Origin of the sequence: Mycolicibacterium chubuense (assembly GCF_001044255.1) — a bacterium.
GTDB classification, from domain to species: Bacteria; Actinomycetota; Actinomycetes; order Mycobacteriales; family Mycobacteriaceae; genus Mycobacterium; species Mycobacterium chubuense.
On sequence record NZ_JYNX01000037.1, the window covers coordinates 148735 to 165493 of the forward strand.

The following is a 16759-nucleotide window of genomic DNA, read 5'->3' on the forward strand; positions in this document are numbered from 1 at the left end:
GCAGCCATCGTCAGCGGAGTGACGCGATCGTCGGCGCCGGACTGTTTGAGTTGTCCAGGCAGGGTCATCCCCGGACATGGCCGACAAAGCTCCGGACATCGACGTCGCGTACGTCGAGATACACGGCGAGCGGTCGGTCACTCGCTCGGCGGTGGTATCGCGATGCAGTTCTTCTATCAGCATCCGGAGTACTGCCAGCGCTTGGTATTGGTCAGTAGCGGCGGTCTGGGACCCGATGTGGCTTGGGTTTTGCGTATTCTGTCCGCTCCGGGCGCCGAGTTGGTGCTTCCAGTGATCGCGCCGAAGCTGCTTTTGGCCCTCGGCAACAAGGTGCGACCGTGGCTGGGTCGGACGCGGCTGGGGTCGGTCGAGGCCGACCAGGCCTGGCAGGCATACAGCTCGCTGTCCGAGCGTCCCACTCGTTCAGCATTCCTGCACACGCTGCGGTCGGTGGTCGACTACCGCGGCCAGGCGGTGAGCGCACTGAGCCGTCTTCAGGTGCGAAGCGAGGTACCCACTCTGGTGATCTGGGGGGCCCGGGATCCCATTATTCCCGTCGAGCACAGCCACACGGTGCGGACCGCGCGCCCTGACAGCACCGTGACCGTCCTGCCTGGTCTGGGCTTCCCGCACGTCCAGGCACCCGCGGTAGTCGCCTCAGTGATCGACGAATTCATCGCTGCCAACCCGGTGCACGAACAGAACTCGGTTGCAGAACGCACTCTGGTCGAAGACCTCGGCGGCGATCTCCGGATCCGCCACCAGATCCACGTCGCAGTGGGCCTCCTGATGGGTTTGCGTGGTTGCTCGCAGTCCGAAGCTCACAACGAATTTCACGCCGCAGTCGCCGAAACCGGTCTCTCAGCCGAAGCTCTCGCGCGTGCGTTGATCTCCATATACAGCGGCACAACCGAGCCCGAGAACGCGGCAGACCAGGTCAACCGCCGCTTGGTCGTGCGGTCCCGGTGGCAGCCGCTGCTGAGCGCTCGGGGACTCGGTCATGTGCCCGCGACGATCCCCCCGGGATTACGCGCTCGCTATGGCCCTTCGAATGAATCGGTGATGTGCTGAATCTGGGCGGCAGCCTAGCCGATCGCGACATGTCTGCCGCACGTGCCGGTATCGTCGGGACAGGCGACGCCGAGGGGAAGTGCCGATGATGGCCGACGACGAGCACCGCGAGATCGTCGCGAAACTCGCCGCGCTCGTCGGTGAGCAGCAGCGTCGCGAGGCGCCGATGGAGTCCGGGTTGCACGAAATCATTGCGGCGGCTGTCCGCAACGTCACCGGCGCCGATTATGCCGGGATGACCATGGCCAGTCGGTCTCGGGGAATCAGCACCGCTGCCGCCACCGACGGCGTCGCCGCGCTGCTGGACGAAATCCAGCAGCGCCACCAAGAGGGCCCGTGCATTTCGGCGGCCTGGGATCACCACATCGTTCGCATCGACGACATGGAGACCGAACAACGCTGGCCCCGGTACCGGAGTGCTGCGCTCACCGAGACCCCAGTCCGGTCGGTACTCGCTTTCGAGCTGTCCGTCGGCGACGGCGTGCTCGCGGCGCTCAACTTCTACTCGGAGCGTCCGCGCGCGTTCGAACGGGAATCCCTCGAGCTTGGTCTGATCTACTCCACCCATATTGCTCTGGCGTGGAGCATGTTTCGGCGCAACGCGCAGTTTCGCAGCGCACTCGCCTCTCGCGACCTGATCGGTCAGGCCAAAGGCATGGTCATGGAGAGGTACAAAGTCGATGCGGTGCGCGCGTTCGAGTTGATCGCCCGCTTGTCACAGGACTCCAACATCAAGTTGATCGATGTCGCCAGGCAGATCATCGATCACCCGTAACCGTGCCGTGCCGGCGTCATCTGTTGCGCCCCAACATGGCGGCGAATTCTGCCATCATGGCGGGACGCACGAGGCGGTCCGTGACGAGACGGCGCGCGAGGTCGGTGAGATACTCACCGTGCTCGCGGCTGTAGGTTCGCAGCAGGGTGAACGCCTCATCGGGGGTCACATCCAGAGTGCCACGTAGGAATCCCTTCGCCCTTTCGACCGCGTGCTGTCCCGCCAGCGCAGAGTTCAGACGCGGCGCGGCAGTGGAGGAGTCCGGCCCGCGCTGCCGCAGCAGTGCCATTCCGGCGATTCGAGCAAGAGCCTGCGCCATCAGTACGTCAGCGTCGTCCATGCCCCCGTCGTCGCTGACGAGTCCCAGTGTGCCGAGCACCGTCTCGCCACCGCGTATGGGAACGGCGTGCATCGACGAGAATCCGAATTCCCCTGCGGCCGCGACGAATCGCGGCCAGCGATCTGTCGCAGCGCGAACGTCGTCGACACCGATGACACTGCCGCTGGTGTAGCAGTCCCGGCAGGGTCCCTCCTGTGCCGCCAGCCGGAAGAGTTCGACCGCGCCCGGCTGTGCAGACGACGCCGCCATCAGGTGCAAATCTGAATCCGGATCGGCGACGAGCAAACCGGTCTGCTTGCCGAGAATCTCCGTGGAGCTTCGCGTGAGATCGGTGAGGAGCTCGACGATGTCGAAGTCGACGAGCACCCTGTCCACAAGCGATACGACCGTCTCGAGGAGGCGGGTGTTGACGAAGACGTCTGTGTGTGCGGTGATGGCGTGATACTCCTGACGTTCGACTCTCAAACGGTGACTGTTCGTGCTGCTGGCGGCCAGGGGGGACTTCCCGCCATCCGACCGAGGTCTTCGGCGTTGGTGATGGTGATGTGCTTTCCGGTCACCGTGATCCATCCCCGCCGGCGAAAATCGGTGAGGATCTTGCCCACCGTTTCCCGCGACGAGCCGACAAGCTGTCCGATGTCGTCCTGGGTCAGGCCGTGACCCACGTGGATGGTGCGGCCCTTCGGTGCACCGAATCGATCGGCCAATGTCAGGAGCTGAACGGCGAGCCTGACTGCGATGCTTGCGGAGCACAGATAGGCGACGTTCTCCTCGGTGCGTTGCAGACGTCGCGCCAGCGCGGTGAGCAGAAGTTCGGCCAGCTCGGAACGCTCCCGCATCCAGGTGTGCATCGCCACGCGATCCATGGCCAACAAGATCGTGTTCGATGTCGCTGTCGCGGTGACCGTGCGCGGGCTCGGATCGAACACGGCCAGTTCGCCGAAAACATCCGACGGTCCCAAGACTGCAGTCAGGCAGTCTCGACCACCGGCAGTGCGTCGGCTCAATCTGATGCGGCCGGCCACCACCAGATAAATCGCATCGCCGGGGTCTCCCTCGGTGAACACGATGTCGCGGCGCCTCAGGACCACCGGCGGGTGAAACAGCTGCATTGCCGCGATCACATCGCCGGGGCGGCACCCCTCGAAGATGGCCGCTCCGGACACGATCCGCGTCACGCTGTCGCGAGCCGGACCAGCTCTGCTCTCCGCGAAGGCCACGGGGCCCTGTGCGGAACTCATCGCGGTTGTGGCGCAGCCACGATGCCTGCTGCTGTGATCGCCCTCGGCGCACAATCGACACAATTGGCCTCGTGTCGCAGGCAGTCGTTGATCACGGCGAGGTGGGCGGCGAGTTCGACGGCGCTCATCGCGGAGTCGGCGGGATCGACCACGACCACCGTGTGAGGAGGCGAGCCCGGACATCGCCTGTCCGCCCAGACGAACCACATCGAGGCGGGCGATGCGCCCAATAGTGTTGCACAACAAGGGCTCGAACACTCCTGGCCCAGCCAGCGAAGGGCGGAGGCCAGGGTGAATACAGGTGCCATCGACGCCCGCGGCGGGCAGAGAACACGAAGCATAGTGACTTCTGTCCATGGATGTCGCCCGTGTGTCCGGCGTGAGCTGAAGCTCGGTTACGACGGCGGCGGACGGCTGTCGAGTTCCGGAACGGCTAAGTTTCTAGCGCACGCCACGCTACCAGGCGAGTTGACCGGCCGCAGGGTTGTCCATCGGGAAGCCCGCTCAACGCTGCTTGTGACGCGCACGCGCTCGGGCGGCCGCTTCATCGACAAGCTGCGCGGCGACCACAGCGAGCTTGACGTGCTCTCGCTGGCTCATGTTCTGCAACGCGGTGAAGGCCTCCGAGGCGGTACCGCCGCTGCGACTGATGATGATGCCGATGGCCTGGTCGATGATCGCGCGGCTGGTCAGCGCCACCTGAAGCTGGCGGGTCAGCCGTTCGGCCTGGTGCAGCACCCTGACGTTGTGCACGGCAACGGCGGCAGACGCGGCGAACAGCTCGCCGAACTGTCCTGCGTTCTCATCGAAGACGTCTTTGGCGTGGGCGTACACATTGATCGCGCCGATCACCTCATCGGACACGAGCAGAGGCAGAGACAGCGCGCTGTGCACGCCGAGGCGTCCCACGCGCGGACCGAATCGTGGCCACCGTCGCTGTTCACCGCCGAGGGATCCGGTCACGAACACGCGCCGATGCGCGGTGGCGCTGACGCAGGGCCCTTCTCCGAGGCCGTACTGGATGTCATCGATGTCGCGCACGAACGGCGCACTGGCCACCACGGTGGAAAGGACACCGTTCTCGTGCATCGCCACGCCCGCCCCGTCGGCACCAGGGATGGCCCGCACCGCAAGGTCCGCCACCCGCGTCAGTAAAACCTCCAGCGGTTGACTCCCGGTGATCAGGAGCGACAATCCCGCCAGCCCGGCGTTCAGATCGTGTTCGTCGTCACTGACCGACTCCGGAGCTCCCACGCCATCACCAGCTCGGGTGTGTTCCTGGCGAGGATCGGGCATCTCGCTCCCTGAGTCGCTGGGTCACCAGGTTGGACCACCCGGTGCTGCTGCACCTGTACCTCCGGACACTATCGCTGCTTCCGCGCTGTGGGTTCACATCGGCGAGTGCGGGTGATCGGCATGTCGCGATGTGCGAGCCCACGACGACCACTGGTCGGCGAATCTTCCTGGAAGATCGACGAACTCGATGCACGCATCGCGAGCGTGAATTCATCTGCCGGTCTGTGGATCGGCTGGTGTGCTCCACTCCCCGTGCCGACGTAGGGTGCCTTGCCGAGGTACGCGGACACCGATAGCCTCCGGGTCGGCAATGTGGAGGACGGCTCCGCTGACGGTTGGCCGGTGATGCTGTGCCACGGATTCCCCTACCACGTCCACGCTTTCGACGACGTGGCGCTCAGACTCGTGCGCGAGGGCGCCCGCGTGATTCGCCCGTACACCCGCGGGTTCGGGCCACTCATTTTTTCGCCGCCGACACTCTGCGCTCCGGCGAGCAGGCGGCGCTGGCCGACGATCTACGCCAGATCATCGCCGCGCTCGGCCTCGACCGCCCGTTGGTGGCGGGCTACGCGTGGGCACGAACGAACACGTCGCCTGGTACCAGCATCTGTTCCAGACGTCCCGGGGCCGCGAGAGCCTGTCGGGGTACCGGCGCCCACCGTCACGCTGGACGGCAAGCGCGACCTCTCAAACCCGGGGGAACGGCCGACCACGCGCCGATGTTCACCGGGCGTCACGAGCACCGGGTCGTCGACGCAGGTCACAACCTCCCCCGGGAGCGCCCCGCCGACTTCGCCGACGCGATACCCACCGCGGCTCGATGGCTGGGCGTCAGGACGACGTCTCGGCCGCCAACCGACTCAACGTGTCGCTGAGCTGATCCTCGGTCACCAGCGGGAACTTCACCTTCTGGAGCAGATCCTTGTCGGTGACCTTGGACCAGTCATAGGTGTGGCGGACGAGGGTCGCGTTCGGACCCTGAGGTTCCAACTCCCACAACCACTCCCAGCCGGGCGGCTCGGTTCCCGCGGGTGCGGTCTTCCATGCCAGCAGCTTGTCCTTGACGTACCCGGAGACGTGATTGTCGGTCTTGTACTCCCCGCCCATGTGGTCGCCCTGCATGTTCATCGTGAACACCTCCCCGACCTTCTGGATCCGGTCGGCGTGATCCACGCTGCGGACGAACCCGGATCCGTCGAGCGCGGGATGCCGCTGAGGATTGGACAGCACGTCGAAGACGGCGTCAGCGGGTGCGTCGATGGTTCGTTCGACCGTGACTTTCTTGTCGTCGCTCATGACTCCCACAGTGCCCACACCCGGCCCGTGCCCAAACCTGCCCCCGGCGGCGGTAGCGTGGCGGCGGTGAAATTCCGGAGCCTGCCGTCCTCGTTCGCCTTCGCCGCCTGTGCCGTGTCTGCCGCGGCACTGACCGCCTGCGGGTCCGCGCCCTCGTCGGAGGCGCAGGCGCCGGCCTGCCCGACCGCAGCGCCGCAGAACCCCGGCACGCCGGAGTGGACGCTGCCGGGCGCGACAGGCAGCGTCGCCGTCACCGGATCGACCGAGACCGCGGCACCCGTGGTCACCGTGACGCCGCCTTTCAGCGTTCCCGAGACGCAGGTGCACACCCTGCAGGCCGGCTCTGGACCCGTCGTCGCGAACACCGCCACCGTGTCGGTCTGCTATATGGGCGTCAACGGCCGCGACGGCTCGGTGTTCGACAGCAGCTACGAACGCGGCACCCCGGTGGACTTCCCCCTCGACAGTGTGGTGCCCGGCTTCCAGAAGGCCATCGCCGGCCAGAACGTCGGCTCCACCGTGGCAGTGGCGATGACCTCCGCGGACGGGTATCCCGCCGGCCAACCCGCGGCCGGCATCCTGCCCGGCGACTCGCTCGTGTTCGCGATCAAGATCCTCGACGTCACCGGCTGACGGGCCGCGAGGTCGTCGGCGTCGCGCCGAGAGCGCACCCGATGGCAGCTGGCTTTGCCACAGCTGTCACACCAGGTGTAAAACCGGCTTCGACTGGCTACTATTCCGTACCGTGACGTTAGCCAGTTTCGCCGGCACCCGCGCGGTGCGGGCGCTGGCGGTCGGCGTCGTCATCTTCACCGCATCGGTTGCCGGGATCGACAGCCGCCTCCCGGAGTCCCTCGCGGTCCTCTGGCCTGCGAACGCCATCCTGCTCGCGGTCCTGATCCGCCACCGCGCAGCACGTCGCCATCTCGAGGTGTGGAGCGCGGCGGCGGTCGGGTATGTGGCAGCGGATCTCTCGCAGGGCACCGCCGCGACTCCCGCGGTCGTGCTGGCCGTCGCCAATCTGGCCGGGGTCTTCGTTGCCCTGCTGGTGTTGGTCCGTCTCGACGTCGCCGACGTTCGCGTGGCGACGCCGTCGACCGTCGTCAGGTTGGCGTCGGGGTGCGTCGCCGGGTGCGCGGTCGGCGCCGTCATCGGCGCCACGGTCGCCGTCAGCTCTTTCGGCGGCACCTGGCCCGAAGGGTGGCTCAGTTGGTTCGCCTGCGATCTGGTGAACTACGCCTGCCTGCTGCCCGCCCTCCTCACGGTCCGCCGGTGGCGCTTGACAACGTGGACCGGGGCGGTGTCGGCGCTGAGAACCGTCGCGACGCCCTGGACGCTGCTGATCGGATTGCTCGTCGTCGCCTGGCTGATGCGAGACAGCGGCAGTGCGGTGGCCTTCACCATGCCCGCGCTGATGGCGTGCGCACTGGGCGGCCGGATGTTCGCCACTGCGCTGATGGTGATGACCTCCACGATCACGATGCTCGCGCTGTCGGTCGGGGTCGGCGCCAGTGCGGCGCCGGCACCGGTGAGCACCACCACCCAGATAGCGCTGGCCCTTCTCGCGCTCGGCCCTCTGCTCGTGGCGGCGGCGACTGCCGAGCGGCGCCGTCTGCTCGACGAGATCCGGCAGGCGACCACCCGCGACGACCTGACCGGCGTGCTGCGGCGGGGCGAGTTCGCGGCCCGGGCGCAGGAACTGCTGGCCCACGGTGACTCGACCGGGATGCCGACGGCGTTTCTGATGATGGACCTCGACCACTTCAAGCTGCTCAACGACCGACGTGGGCACCGCGCCGGCGACCAGGCGCTGGTGGAGTTCAGCGCAATCCTGCGCGACGTGCTGGGCTCGGCTCAGCGCGACGATCCGCGCGGAGCGATCATCGGCCGAGTCGGGGGCGAGGAGTTCGCGGCACTCCTGCCCGGAGTGAGCGTCGAACGGGCGCGCGCGCTCGCCGAGGAGATCCGCCGGCGTCAGGAAGAGCGCGCCCGCGCCGACTTCGGCGCCGACGGCAGCACCGTGAGCATCGGAGTGTCCGGCTACGCCGGCCGTCACACCCTCGACGAGTTGATGATGTCGGCCGACGCGTCCGTCTACAGCGCCAAGCGGCAGGGCCGCAACGACGTCGTCGTCTTCGCCGACACCGTGCTCAGGGCGGTCGGCGACTAGCGGGGTCGAGGAGTCGGCGGAGTCCGGTTCACGGCAGCACCTCGTTGCGGCGACGCTCCTCCCACAGCGCCATCCGCGTCCGCGCCGGCTCCCCGATCGCGTCCATCACCAACGGGATCAGCACCTCCGTGAGCAGGAACCCCGCCGACATGCTCTGGTACACCGTGCCGACGGTGCTCGACGCGGCCAGCACCACCTCGGCGTCCGGCGCCACGGGACACGCCATGTCATCGGTGATCAGCAGCAGCGTCGCTCCGGCCCGGTGCACGTCGGCGGCTAGCTCGGCGGCGCTGCGGTGATACCGGTGATAGTCGAACAGCACCACGACATCTCGCCGGGTGAGGTCCATCATCGTGCCGAGATCCCTGCCCTTCGGATCCGACAGCAGCCGCACCCCCGGGCGCAGCTGCTCGAGATGGGCGGCGAGGTGCACGGCGAGCAGATGGGAGAACCGGCCGCCGTGCAGGTGCAACGGGCGCGACGCGTCGGCCATCAGCGCCACCGCGGCCTCGAGCATCGGCGCCGGCAGCCGCGCCAATGTCTCTTCGGCACAGGCATTCTGGGCGCGCGCCTGATGCAGGAGACGGTCGAGTGGACTGCCTGCCGGCGGAGCGTCGGCCAGCCGTGTCAACGGTCCGCTGGACTGCTGGGTCAATTCGGCCCGCAACGCCACCTGCAGATCGGTGAACCCGTCGTAGCCGAGCGACTGCGCGAACCGCAGCACCGTCGGCGCACTCACCTCGGCGCGCTCGGCGAGGCGTGCGGCACTGGCCAATCCGGCGCTGGGGTAATCGGCGAGCAGCGCGCGGCCCACCCGGCGTTCGGCGCGACTGAGCCCGGCCAGTGCAGCGTTGGTGCGGGCCGCCACCGTCTCGCCGCGTTCGTCCATGCCGATCAATCTGCCATGATCGGCACGACGGTCACCGACAAGTCCGCCAGCGACACCGACGCAACGCTCTCGGCCGGCAGCGGGCTCCACGTCAGATCACCGAAGCCGGTAGAGCCGATCACCACGGTGTTCTCGTCGGGCCGTGCGATCCGCAACGAGAAGTAGTCCTCGAGATGCTCAGCGGGCAGGTCGGTGGCGCTGATCTCCTCGATGTCCTCGTCGAGCAGCCGACTTCTGGCGTGGGCGTGCACGGCGATGAGTTGGCCCTCCCCCAGCAGGAGCGCGTTGAGGCTCGCGTCGGGATAGAGGTGCCGCAACTCGGCGACGGCCCGCCGCACCGCCTCGACGAGATCCGTTGCGGCCGCGCGGTGCTGGCGCAACAACGCGAAGTAGCGCTCACTGTCGGTAGTGCCCCGCAGCGTCGACGCGACGCTGGGTTCGAGCAGCGCCTCGAGGGCGCCGATCGGTTTTATCGACCCGTTGTGGGCCATCGCCACCCCGTCGGCGGCGAACGGATGCGAGTTCTCCGGCTGCACGGCGAGCCCATTGGTCGCCCATCGCAGATGGACCACCGACCCCCGCGCGGCCTCTTTCGTGGCGGTGCCGAAGCGGGGATCCTCCAGGGCGCTGTCAGCGGAAACCTCCACGCGCGGAGCATCATCGACGTCGAGTACTGACGCCACCCCCCAGCCGTCGCCGTGAATCTTGGTCAGCGCCAGGAAGTCCGCGAGCACCGTGTCGCCGACGGTGTCGGCCACCGAAGTCGGCGACACCGACGCGACACCCAGCAGACGACACATCCGCATCTCCGTTCACCCGACGACACGATCTAATGAATCGATCATAAAGGTCGAGAATTAAAGACGCTGAAACATTTATGACATAGCGTGAACATGACACCCACCGTTGGAGGAAGTTCGTTGCCCATGGGACACCCCGACCTGCGTGCTGAAGGCGTGGCCATCGTCGCCGGATCGGTGACCGACCTGGCCGGCGTCACCCGGGCCAAGTACGTGCCCGCCTCGCGGCTGGACGCCTTCGCGCGTTCGGGGATGGGGGTCTCCCCCTCCTGGAGTGTGTTCTGCGTGGACAGCGGTATCGCGTTCACCCCGACCATCGGTGTGGCCGGTGACCTGCGCATCCGCATCGATCCCGATGACCTCCGGGTCGTCGAGGACGGTGTCGGCTGGGCGCCCGGATCGCTGCACGACCAGTACGGCCGGCCGGCGGCCCTGTGCACCCGCACGCTGCTCGCCCGGTCCGAGCGGGCTGCGGCCGACCGCGGCCTGGACGTCCGGATGGGCGCGGAACTGGAATGCACGATGCTGGCGCCGGACGGCGGTCCCGCCACCACCGAACCGTGGTCGCCCTACGGCATCAGGACCTCGCTGGACCGGTCGGCCTTCCTGGTCGACCTGGCCGCCACTGCGCAACGCGCCGGCCTGCCGGTCGAGCAATTGCACACCGAGTACGGTCACGACCAGCTCGAGATCTCGCTGGCACCCGACACGCCCGTGGCGGCGGCCGACGCGGTCATCCTCGCCAGGATCGTGCTCAGCCGGGCCGCCGCGCGCCATGGGCTGCGAATCTCGTTCTCGCCGGTGCCTTTCGACGGTGCCGCCGGCAACGGCGCGCATCTGCACCTGTCCCTGTCCGACGGCGACGGGCCGCTGCTGTCCGGCGGAGACGGTCCGCGGGGGCTGCGCGCCGGCGGCGCGGCCGCCATCGCCGGGGTGCTGGACATTCTTCCCGACCTCATCGGGCTCTACGCAGGATCGGCCGTGTCGGCGCTGCGGCTCAAGCCCGGCAACTGGGCCGGGGCCACGGCGTGCTGGGGGTTGGAGAACCGGGAAGCCGCGGTGCGGTTCATCGCCGCAACCCCCGGAAACCCGCACGGGGCCAACATGGAGCTCAAACTCATCGACCCCAGCGCCAATCCCTACCTGGCCGCCGCGGCATTCCTCGGCAGCGCGCTGCGCGGGATCGACCGCAGCCTCGACCTGCCCGAGGAGATCCCGGAGAACCCGGCGCAGTCCGGCGTTCCGACCCGTCCGCTCCCCCTCGCCCAGCGCGACGCACTCGACGCGATGGAGACCTCCGCCGCAGCCGCCGAACTGCTCACCCCCGACATCGTCGACGCCCTTGTCGCCGTGCGCCGCTACGAATGCACCACCTTCGGCGATATGACCCCCGCTCAGATCTGCGACGCCCTCCGGCTCGCGTGGACCTGCTGAAGTGAAGGAGAACCCCATGGCGCCAGAGACCCCGATGTTCTCGGAGCACCCCGATCAGATCCCGCACCGCCGACTGCCGTTCTGGGTCGCGCTCGCCCTGTCGGTGGCGCTGGTCGGCCCGACCCTGGCCATGTCGGGCAACGGCCAGGGTCTGATCGGCACCGTCGGCAAGTCGATCCCGCTGGTCTTCCTCATCGGCCTGGTCGGCGTCTCGCTGGTCGGCTACAGCTTTGTGCGGCTCACCCGGCACCTCAACCACGCCGGATCGGCCTACGGGCTGGTGGGCGGGACCATCGGACCGCGCACCGGGTTCTTCTCCGGCTTCGCGATGCTCGGTGCCTACTGGGGGTTCTCGATCGGCACGCTGGCCCTGACCGCGGCCTTCGTGAACTCGTTCATCGCGGCCCTGCAGCCGGGTAACGACAACCCCTACCAGGTGCCCTGGCTGCTGGTGGTGGTGATCGGTGCCGTCATCTCGTTCCTGCTGTCCGGCAGAGACATTCAGCTGCTGGCCAAGATCCTGCTCGCCATCGAGGGCATCGGCATCCTGGCGATGATCGTGCTCGTGGTGGCGATCTTCGCCCAGGGCGGCGCCCCCGCGACGGGTATCGACTTCTCGGTGTTCTCCTTCTCCGGCGGCGTCTCCGCGTCGGCGGTGCTCGCCGGTGTGGTGGCGGCCTTCCTGTCCTGGGCCGGATTCGAGGCGTGCGCGTCGATGGGTGAGGAGACCGATGACCCGAAACGCAACATCCCCCGCGCGCTGGCCGGAACGCTGATCCTCACCGGCGTGCTGTTCGTCGTCGTCATGTTCGCCCAGGTGGTCGGATTCGGTACCGACGCAGCGGGACTCGAGGCGTTCCAGGGCTCCGGCAACACGCTCGGCGATCTCGGCGGCACCTACATCGGCCAGTGGTTCTCGCTCGTGATCATCTTCACCGCGATCGTGTCGGCGTTCGGCTGCCACCTGGCGACCTCGGCGACGTCGGGCCGCATGCTCTACGCCTTCGGCCGCGACGGATTCGGCCCGAAAGCGTTGGCGCACATCCACGCCGACACCGGCGGTCCGCGCCGGGCGACCTGGTTGGTGGTGGTCGTCGCGCTGGTGGTCGACCTGATCTGCGGGGCGCTCGGCTGGCCCGACATGGGCACCGGCAACGCCGCGATCAACACCTACTTCCTGTTCGCGGTCGCCGGCTCCGTGTGCCTGATGGTGTGCTACCTGCTCGTCGAGCTCGCGGCCGCCTACTTCGTCGGCGCTCCGAAGTTCGGATCGGTGCACGGCGGCACGGGCAGGGTTCCCGGCCTGGTGCTCCCCCTGCTCGGTGCCGTCGTGATCGTCACCGTGCTGTGGTTCAACGTCAAGGACGCCGACAGCTGGTCGGCCGCACCGTTGCTCGGCCTCTACTGGTGTGCGCTCGGATTGGTCATCGCGGTGGCGCTGTCCGGCATCGCCAAGCGCGTCGGCGAATCGCTGGCCGTAGAACTGGAGCTCGCCCCCCGCGGCGCCGGTGCAGCCGAGCCGACCCGACCCGCGTGAGCACGCTCTACGCCCGCGACGCGGCCGTCATCGCCGGCATCGAGAAGCTGCGGTTCTTCCCGCTGGAGGTGCAGTCCGGCCACGGGTGCCTGCTCACCACCCCCGACGGCCGTGAGCTGCTGGACCTGTCGGCGACGTGGACGGCGTCCGGGCTGGGGCACGGTCACCCCGCGGTGGTCGAGGCGGTCAGCCGCGCGATCCGGAACGCGCCCGGCTCCGGCGGACTGTCGGCGGTGCACCCCGATTCGGTCGGCCTGGCCGAAGACCTGCTCGCGCTGGTGCCCGGCGACGGTGAACGCCGTGTCTACCTCGGGCACGCGGGCTCGGACGCCAACGACGTCGCGCTGCGCGCATGCCGGCACGCCACCGGGCGGCGCACCGTGGTCGCGTTCGAGCACAGTTACCACGGCGGGGTCGGTCTCGCGATGGGCGTCTCCGGCGTGCACGTCGACGCCGGTGCGCCCGCCGACCCCGACGCCGTCTTCCTGCCCTATCCCAACCCGTTCCGTCCCGGGCCGGACGGTGTCGAGGCCGATGTGACAGCCTGCCTGGAACTGGCTGATCAGCATCTGCGCGGCGGTCGCGTCGCGTGCCTGATCGTCGAACCGATCCTGTCCGACGGCGGTCTGGTGGTACCCCCGGACGGCTTCCTGGCGCAGCTGCACGAGGTGTGCCGGCGCCACGGCGTGCCCATGATCTGCGACGAGGTCAAGATGGGGCTGGGCCGGCCGGGCACCCTGCACGCCTTCGAGCACGACGGCGTGGTGCCCGACATCGTCACGTTCGGGAAGGTGATCGGCGGCGGGCTGCCGCTGTCAGCCGCGGTCGGACCCGCCGAGATCCTCGACAACCCGCCCGCCGCGGCGCTGCTGACCACAGCCGGCAACCCGGTGTGCACCGCCGCGGGCCGGGCAGTCCTGGAGACCATCGTCTCCGACGGGCTCGTCGAGAACGCTGCCACCGTCGGTGCGGTACTCGCGGATTCGCTGCGCGGTCTGGCCGACTCCCCTGGCGGTGACCGGATCGGCGACGTCCGCGGCCGCGGCCTGGCCGTCGGTCTGGAACTCGTCGATCCCGAGACGGGTGACCGGGATCCGCGGCTGGCCGCCGCGGTGGTCTACCGTGCTTGGGAGTTGGGCGCGGTCGTCTACTACGTCGGCGGGAACGTCCTCGAGATCACCCCGCCGCTGGTGCTCACCGAGAGTCAGGCGATGCAGGCGGCGGAGATCCTCGGGGCGGCGATCGGCGACGCGGCCGCGGGGAAGGTCGACGCCGAGGAGGTCGCGAAGTATGCCGGCTGGTGAACTGCAGGACGTCTTCGACGGCGTGGAGGCCCAAGTCCCCGCCGGCCTTGCCGACCACCTGCGCACCGTCACCCTCATCGACCACCACGTGCACGGCACCTTCACCGAAGCCGTCGACCGGGCCACGTTCGAGTTCTCGATCAACGAGGGGTCCAACGATCCGGTGCCGAGCTGGATGACACAGTTCGACTCTCCTCTCGGCCTGTCGATACGGCGTTGGTGCGCACCACTTCTCGGTCTGCCCACGCACGCCGACGGCGAACAGTACTGGAAACGCCGCTGCGAATTCGGTCCTGACGAGCTGGCGACGACGATGCTGCCGGCCGCCGGCGTGTCGCGCTGGATCGTCGACACCGGCTTCAAGGGCGACCGGATCACCCCGCACGGCCGCCTCGCCGAACTCGCCGGTGGGCAGTCCTCGGAGATCATCCGGCTCGAACGGGTCGCCGAGGATCTTCTCGAGGACGGCACCGCCCCCGACGACTTCCCCGACGCGATGCGGGCGGCGCTGGCGCGCGCCGCCGACGACCCGGCGGTCGTCGGCACCAAGACGATCGTGGCCTACCGCACCGGCTTCGACATCGACTGGAGCGCGCCGGCCGACGCCGACGTCGTGACCCGCGCTCGGGACCTCGCGGCGCGGCCGGGTTCGCCGCGCATCGACGACCCGGTGCTGATCGCGTTCGGTGTGCACGAGGCGGCCGCCCACGGCCTGCCGATCCAGGTGCACGTCGGTTTCGGCGATCGTGACCTGGATCTGCACCGCTGCGATCCCCTGCTCCTGCTGCCGCTGCTGCGAACCATGCCGCCCGTGCCCCTCCTGCTGCTGCACTGCTACCCGTACCACCGCCAAGCCGGTTATCTCGCACAGGCTTTCGACCACGTGAACTTCGATGTCGGGCTGGCGATCAACTACCTGGGCTCCCGCTCCACCGGACTGGTCGCCGAGGCCCTGGACACCGCGCCGTTCGCCAAACAGCTGTACTCGTCGGACGCGTTCGGTCCACCGGAACTCCACGTGCTGGGATCGGTACTGTGGCGGCGTGCCATGGGGCTGGTGCTCGGTGAGTGGGTCCGGACCGGTGACTGCGCCGAGGCCGACGCGATCCGCATCGTCGACATGATCGGCGTCACCAATGCCCAACGTGTCTATGGGCTCTGACCACACCCGCGCACCCCTGTTCGCCTCGCTGCGCGAGTTCGTCGAGCGCGGGCAGGCGCCCTTCTACTCGCCGGGGCACAAGGGCGGCCGCACACTCGACCCGTGGCTGCGGCAGAACATCGCCGCCGTGGACCTGAACAACCTGCCCGACACCGACACGCTGCACTGCCCGGCGGGGCCGATCCTCGAGGCGGAACGGCTGATCGCCGATGCATGGGGCGTACCGCAGAGCTTCGTCATGGTGCAGGGGTCCACGGGCGGGAACATCGCCGTCGCGCTGACGGCGCTGCGCCCCGACGAGCCGGTTCTCGTGGCGCGCAACGCCCACAAGTCGGTGCTGGCCGGGCTGGTGCAGGTCGGCGCCCGGCCGGTGTGGCTGGAGCCGCGCTGGGACGCCGGGTTCGGCGTCGCACACGGACTCGACACCGGCGTCGTCGAGTCGGCGTTCCAGACGACCGGCGCGAAGGCCCTGTGGGTGCTGCACCCGACCTACTACGGCACGACCGGGGACATCACCGCACTGGCCCGGGTGTGCCGCCGCTACGGCGCGCGGATGCTCGTCGACGGTGCGCACGCGCCGCACTTCGCGTTCCACCCGGAGCTGCCCACCCCGGGCGAGCGGTCAGGCGCCGCCGCCACCGTGCAGTCGGTGCACAAGATCCTGTCCGGGCTGAGCCAGGCCGCCGTGCTGCACGTCGACACCGCCCAGCTCGACGAAGCGTCGGTGCGGCGGTCCCTGCAACTCGTGCAGACCACCAGCCCGCACTTCGCGATCATGGCGTCGATCGATCTGGCGCGCCGGCAGATGGTGCTCGACGGCCGGGCCCTGCTCGACGCCGCGCTGGCCCGGGCACGGTCCGCCGCGGAGCGGCTCACCCAGATCCCGGGTCTGACGGTGCTGCGACCGCACCACCTGGCCGGACCCGGCACGGGTCTGTGCCAGCTCGACGAGACCAAGCTGCTGATCGGAACCGCCGCGGTGAACGCCGACGCACGGCAGATTCTGGCGCGGCTCAACCACGTGCACGGTGTGCAACCCGAACTCGCCGGCACCGGGCACATCCTGTGCATCAGCACCATCGGCAACACCGCCGACGACTTCGACCGGCTGACAACGGCTTTCGAAGAGGTATCCGTCCACTTCGGGCAGCGGGATATCGACACGGCGGGTGGGTGGACCGCCGATCTGCTGGCGGTGCGGCCGGACGTGGTGCTCACCCCGCGCGAAGCGTTCTTCGCCGACACCGACAGCGTCGCACTGGCCGGTGCCGCCGGACGCATCGCCGCCGAGGCCATCACCCCCTACCCGCCCGGCATCCCGCTGGTGATGCCGGGCGAGCGCCTCGGGCGGGACGTCATCGACCTGCTGGTGGCGCTGCGCGACGCGGGCAACCCGATCAGCGCGTCGGATCCGACGCTGACCGTCGTCACGACCGTGCGCTGA

Annotated in this window: 15 protein-coding genes; 9 read left to right on the forward strand and 6 right to left on the reverse strand. The window is 68.7% G+C overall.

The genetic code is table 11. The features are described 5' to 3' along the window. Window positions 1–18: 18 nt before the first annotated feature. Both MCHUDSM44219_RS31715 and MCHUDSM44219_RS15245 read left to right on the forward strand, forming a co-directional pair. Window positions 19–1071, forward strand: a complete 1053-nt coding sequence (locus tag MCHUDSM44219_RS31715) for an alpha/beta fold hydrolase (RefSeq protein ID WP_413783611.1) — start codon at window positions 19–21, stop codon at window positions 1069–1071. An 88-nt stretch (window positions 1072–1159) separates the two neighbouring features. Then, complete coding sequence (locus MCHUDSM44219_RS15245; protein ID WP_048419119.1) at window positions 1160–1846, forward strand: GAF and ANTAR domain-containing protein; 687 nt, start codon at window positions 1160–1162, stop codon at window positions 1844–1846. Between the two features lie 16 nt (window positions 1847–1862). Here the strand turns inward: MCHUDSM44219_RS15245 and MCHUDSM44219_RS15250 are convergent, their stop codons facing one another. The 4 genes from MCHUDSM44219_RS15250 to MCHUDSM44219_RS15265 form a co-directional block, all read right to left on the reverse strand. Then, window positions 1863–2552: a GAF and ANTAR domain-containing protein gene (locus MCHUDSM44219_RS15250; protein WP_236695474.1), complete on the reverse strand. Its 690-nt coding sequence runs from the start codon at window positions 2550–2552 to the stop codon at window positions 1863–1865. A 95-nt stretch (window positions 2553–2647) separates the two neighbouring features. After that, window positions 2648–3406, reverse strand: a complete 759-nt coding sequence (locus MCHUDSM44219_RS28985; RefSeq protein WP_162232095.1) for a Crp/Fnr family transcriptional regulator — start codon at window positions 3404–3406, stop codon at window positions 2648–2650. Window positions 3407–3931: 525 nt separating this feature from the next. Beyond that, on the reverse strand, window positions 3932–4723 hold the full coding sequence (locus MCHUDSM44219_RS15260; protein WP_082162223.1) for a GAF and ANTAR domain-containing protein: 792 nt from the start codon (window positions 4721–4723) through the stop codon (window positions 3932–3934). An 831-nt stretch (window positions 4724–5554) separates the two neighbouring features. Further along, window positions 5555–6019 carry an SRPBCC family protein gene (locus MCHUDSM44219_RS15265; protein WP_048419083.1) on the reverse strand — a complete coding sequence of 155 codons (465 nt, stop codon included), beginning with the start codon at window positions 6017–6019 and terminating at the stop codon, window positions 5555–5557. 66 nt (window positions 6020–6085) lie between these two features. Between MCHUDSM44219_RS15265 and MCHUDSM44219_RS15270 the strand changes: the two genes are divergently transcribed. Both MCHUDSM44219_RS15270 and MCHUDSM44219_RS15275 read left to right on the forward strand, forming a co-directional pair. Then, window positions 6086–6652, forward strand: a complete 567-nt coding sequence (locus MCHUDSM44219_RS15270; RefSeq protein ID WP_048419121.1) for an FKBP-type peptidyl-prolyl cis-trans isomerase — start codon at window positions 6086–6088, stop codon at window positions 6650–6652. 112 nt (window positions 6653–6764) lie between these two features. Continuing rightward, a complete protein-coding gene (locus MCHUDSM44219_RS15275) occupies window positions 6765–8189 on the forward strand; it encodes a GGDEF domain-containing protein (protein ID WP_048419084.1) in 1425 nt (474 codons plus the stop codon). A gap of 28 nt (window positions 8190–8217) precedes the next feature. Here the strand turns inward: MCHUDSM44219_RS15275 and MCHUDSM44219_RS15280 are convergent, their stop codons facing one another. Together MCHUDSM44219_RS15280 and MCHUDSM44219_RS15285 are read right to left on the reverse strand one after the other, a co-directional pair. Next, a complete protein-coding gene (locus MCHUDSM44219_RS15280; RefSeq protein WP_048419085.1) occupies window positions 8218–9078 on the reverse strand; it encodes a MurR/RpiR family transcriptional regulator in 861 nt (286 codons plus the stop codon). A gap of 5 nt (window positions 9079–9083) precedes the next feature. Further along, window positions 9084–9878: a class II glutamine amidotransferase gene (locus MCHUDSM44219_RS15285; protein WP_048419122.1), complete on the reverse strand. Its 795-nt coding sequence runs from the start codon at window positions 9876–9878 to the stop codon at window positions 9084–9086. A 126-nt stretch (window positions 9879–10004) separates the two neighbouring features. On the opposite strand from MCHUDSM44219_RS15285, the gene MCHUDSM44219_RS15290 reads away from it, so the two are divergent. The 5 genes from MCHUDSM44219_RS15290 to MCHUDSM44219_RS15310 are packed head-to-tail and all read left to right on the forward strand — an operon-like array spanning window position 10005 to window position 16759. After that, window positions 10005–11312 (forward strand): type I glutamate--ammonia ligase, encoded by a 1308-nt coding sequence (locus MCHUDSM44219_RS15290; RefSeq protein ID WP_048419086.1) that lies wholly within the window; start codon window positions 10005–10007, stop codon window positions 11310–11312. A gap of 16 nt (window positions 11313–11328) precedes the next feature. Continuing rightward, window positions 11329–12849 (forward strand): APC family permease, encoded by a 1521-nt coding sequence (locus MCHUDSM44219_RS15295; protein ID WP_109777783.1) that lies wholly within the window; start codon window positions 11329–11331, stop codon window positions 12847–12849. Beyond that, entirely contained in the window at window positions 12846–14153 is a 1308-nt protein-coding gene (locus tag MCHUDSM44219_RS15300) for an aspartate aminotransferase family protein (RefSeq protein ID WP_048419088.1), read from the forward strand. The genes MCHUDSM44219_RS15295 and MCHUDSM44219_RS15300 overlap by 4 nt, the downstream gene beginning before the upstream one ends. Then, complete coding sequence (locus tag MCHUDSM44219_RS15305) at window positions 14140–15315, forward strand: amidohydrolase family protein (protein ID WP_048419089.1); 1176 nt, start codon at window positions 14140–14142, stop codon at window positions 15313–15315. Before MCHUDSM44219_RS15300 ends, MCHUDSM44219_RS15305 begins: the two co-directional genes overlap by 14 nt. Then, window positions 15290–16759: an aminotransferase class I/II-fold pyridoxal phosphate-dependent enzyme gene (locus MCHUDSM44219_RS15310; RefSeq protein ID WP_236695475.1), complete on the forward strand. Its 1470-nt coding sequence runs from the start codon at window positions 15290–15292 to the stop codon at window positions 16757–16759. Before MCHUDSM44219_RS15305 ends, MCHUDSM44219_RS15310 begins: the two co-directional genes overlap by 26 nt.

Coding starts and splice junctions, on each gene's coding strand:
- MCHUDSM44219_RS15245 (WP_048419119.1), top strand. CDS start 1,160: ATGGCCGACGACGAGCACCGCGAGATCGTCGCGAAACTCGCCGCGCTC.
- MCHUDSM44219_RS15260 (WP_082162223.1), bottom strand. CDS start 4,723: ATGCCCGATCCTCGCCAGGAACACACCCGAGCTGGTGATGGCGTGGGA.
- MCHUDSM44219_RS15265 (WP_048419083.1), bottom strand. CDS start 6,019: ATGAGCGACGACAAGAAAGTCACGGTCGAACGAACCATCGACGCACCC.
- MCHUDSM44219_RS15280 (WP_048419085.1), bottom strand. CDS start 9,078: ATGGACGAACGCGGCGAGACGGTGGCGGCCCGCACCAACGCTGCACTG.
- MCHUDSM44219_RS15285 (WP_048419122.1), bottom strand. CDS start 9,878: ATGTGTCGTCTGCTGGGTGTCGCGTCGGTGTCGCCGACTTCGGTGGCC.
- MCHUDSM44219_RS15290 (WP_048419086.1), top strand. CDS start 10,005: ATGGGACACCCCGACCTGCGTGCTGAAGGCGTGGCCATCGTCGCCGGA.
- MCHUDSM44219_RS15295 (WP_109777783.1), top strand. CDS start 11,329: ATGGCGCCAGAGACCCCGATGTTCTCGGAGCACCCCGATCAGATCCCG.
- MCHUDSM44219_RS15305 (WP_048419089.1), top strand. CDS start 14,140: ATGCCGGCTGGTGAACTGCAGGACGTCTTCGACGGCGTGGAGGCCCAA.
- MCHUDSM44219_RS15310 (WP_236695475.1), top strand. CDS start 15,290: ATGCCCAACGTGTCTATGGGCTCTGACCACACCCGCGCACCCCTGTTC.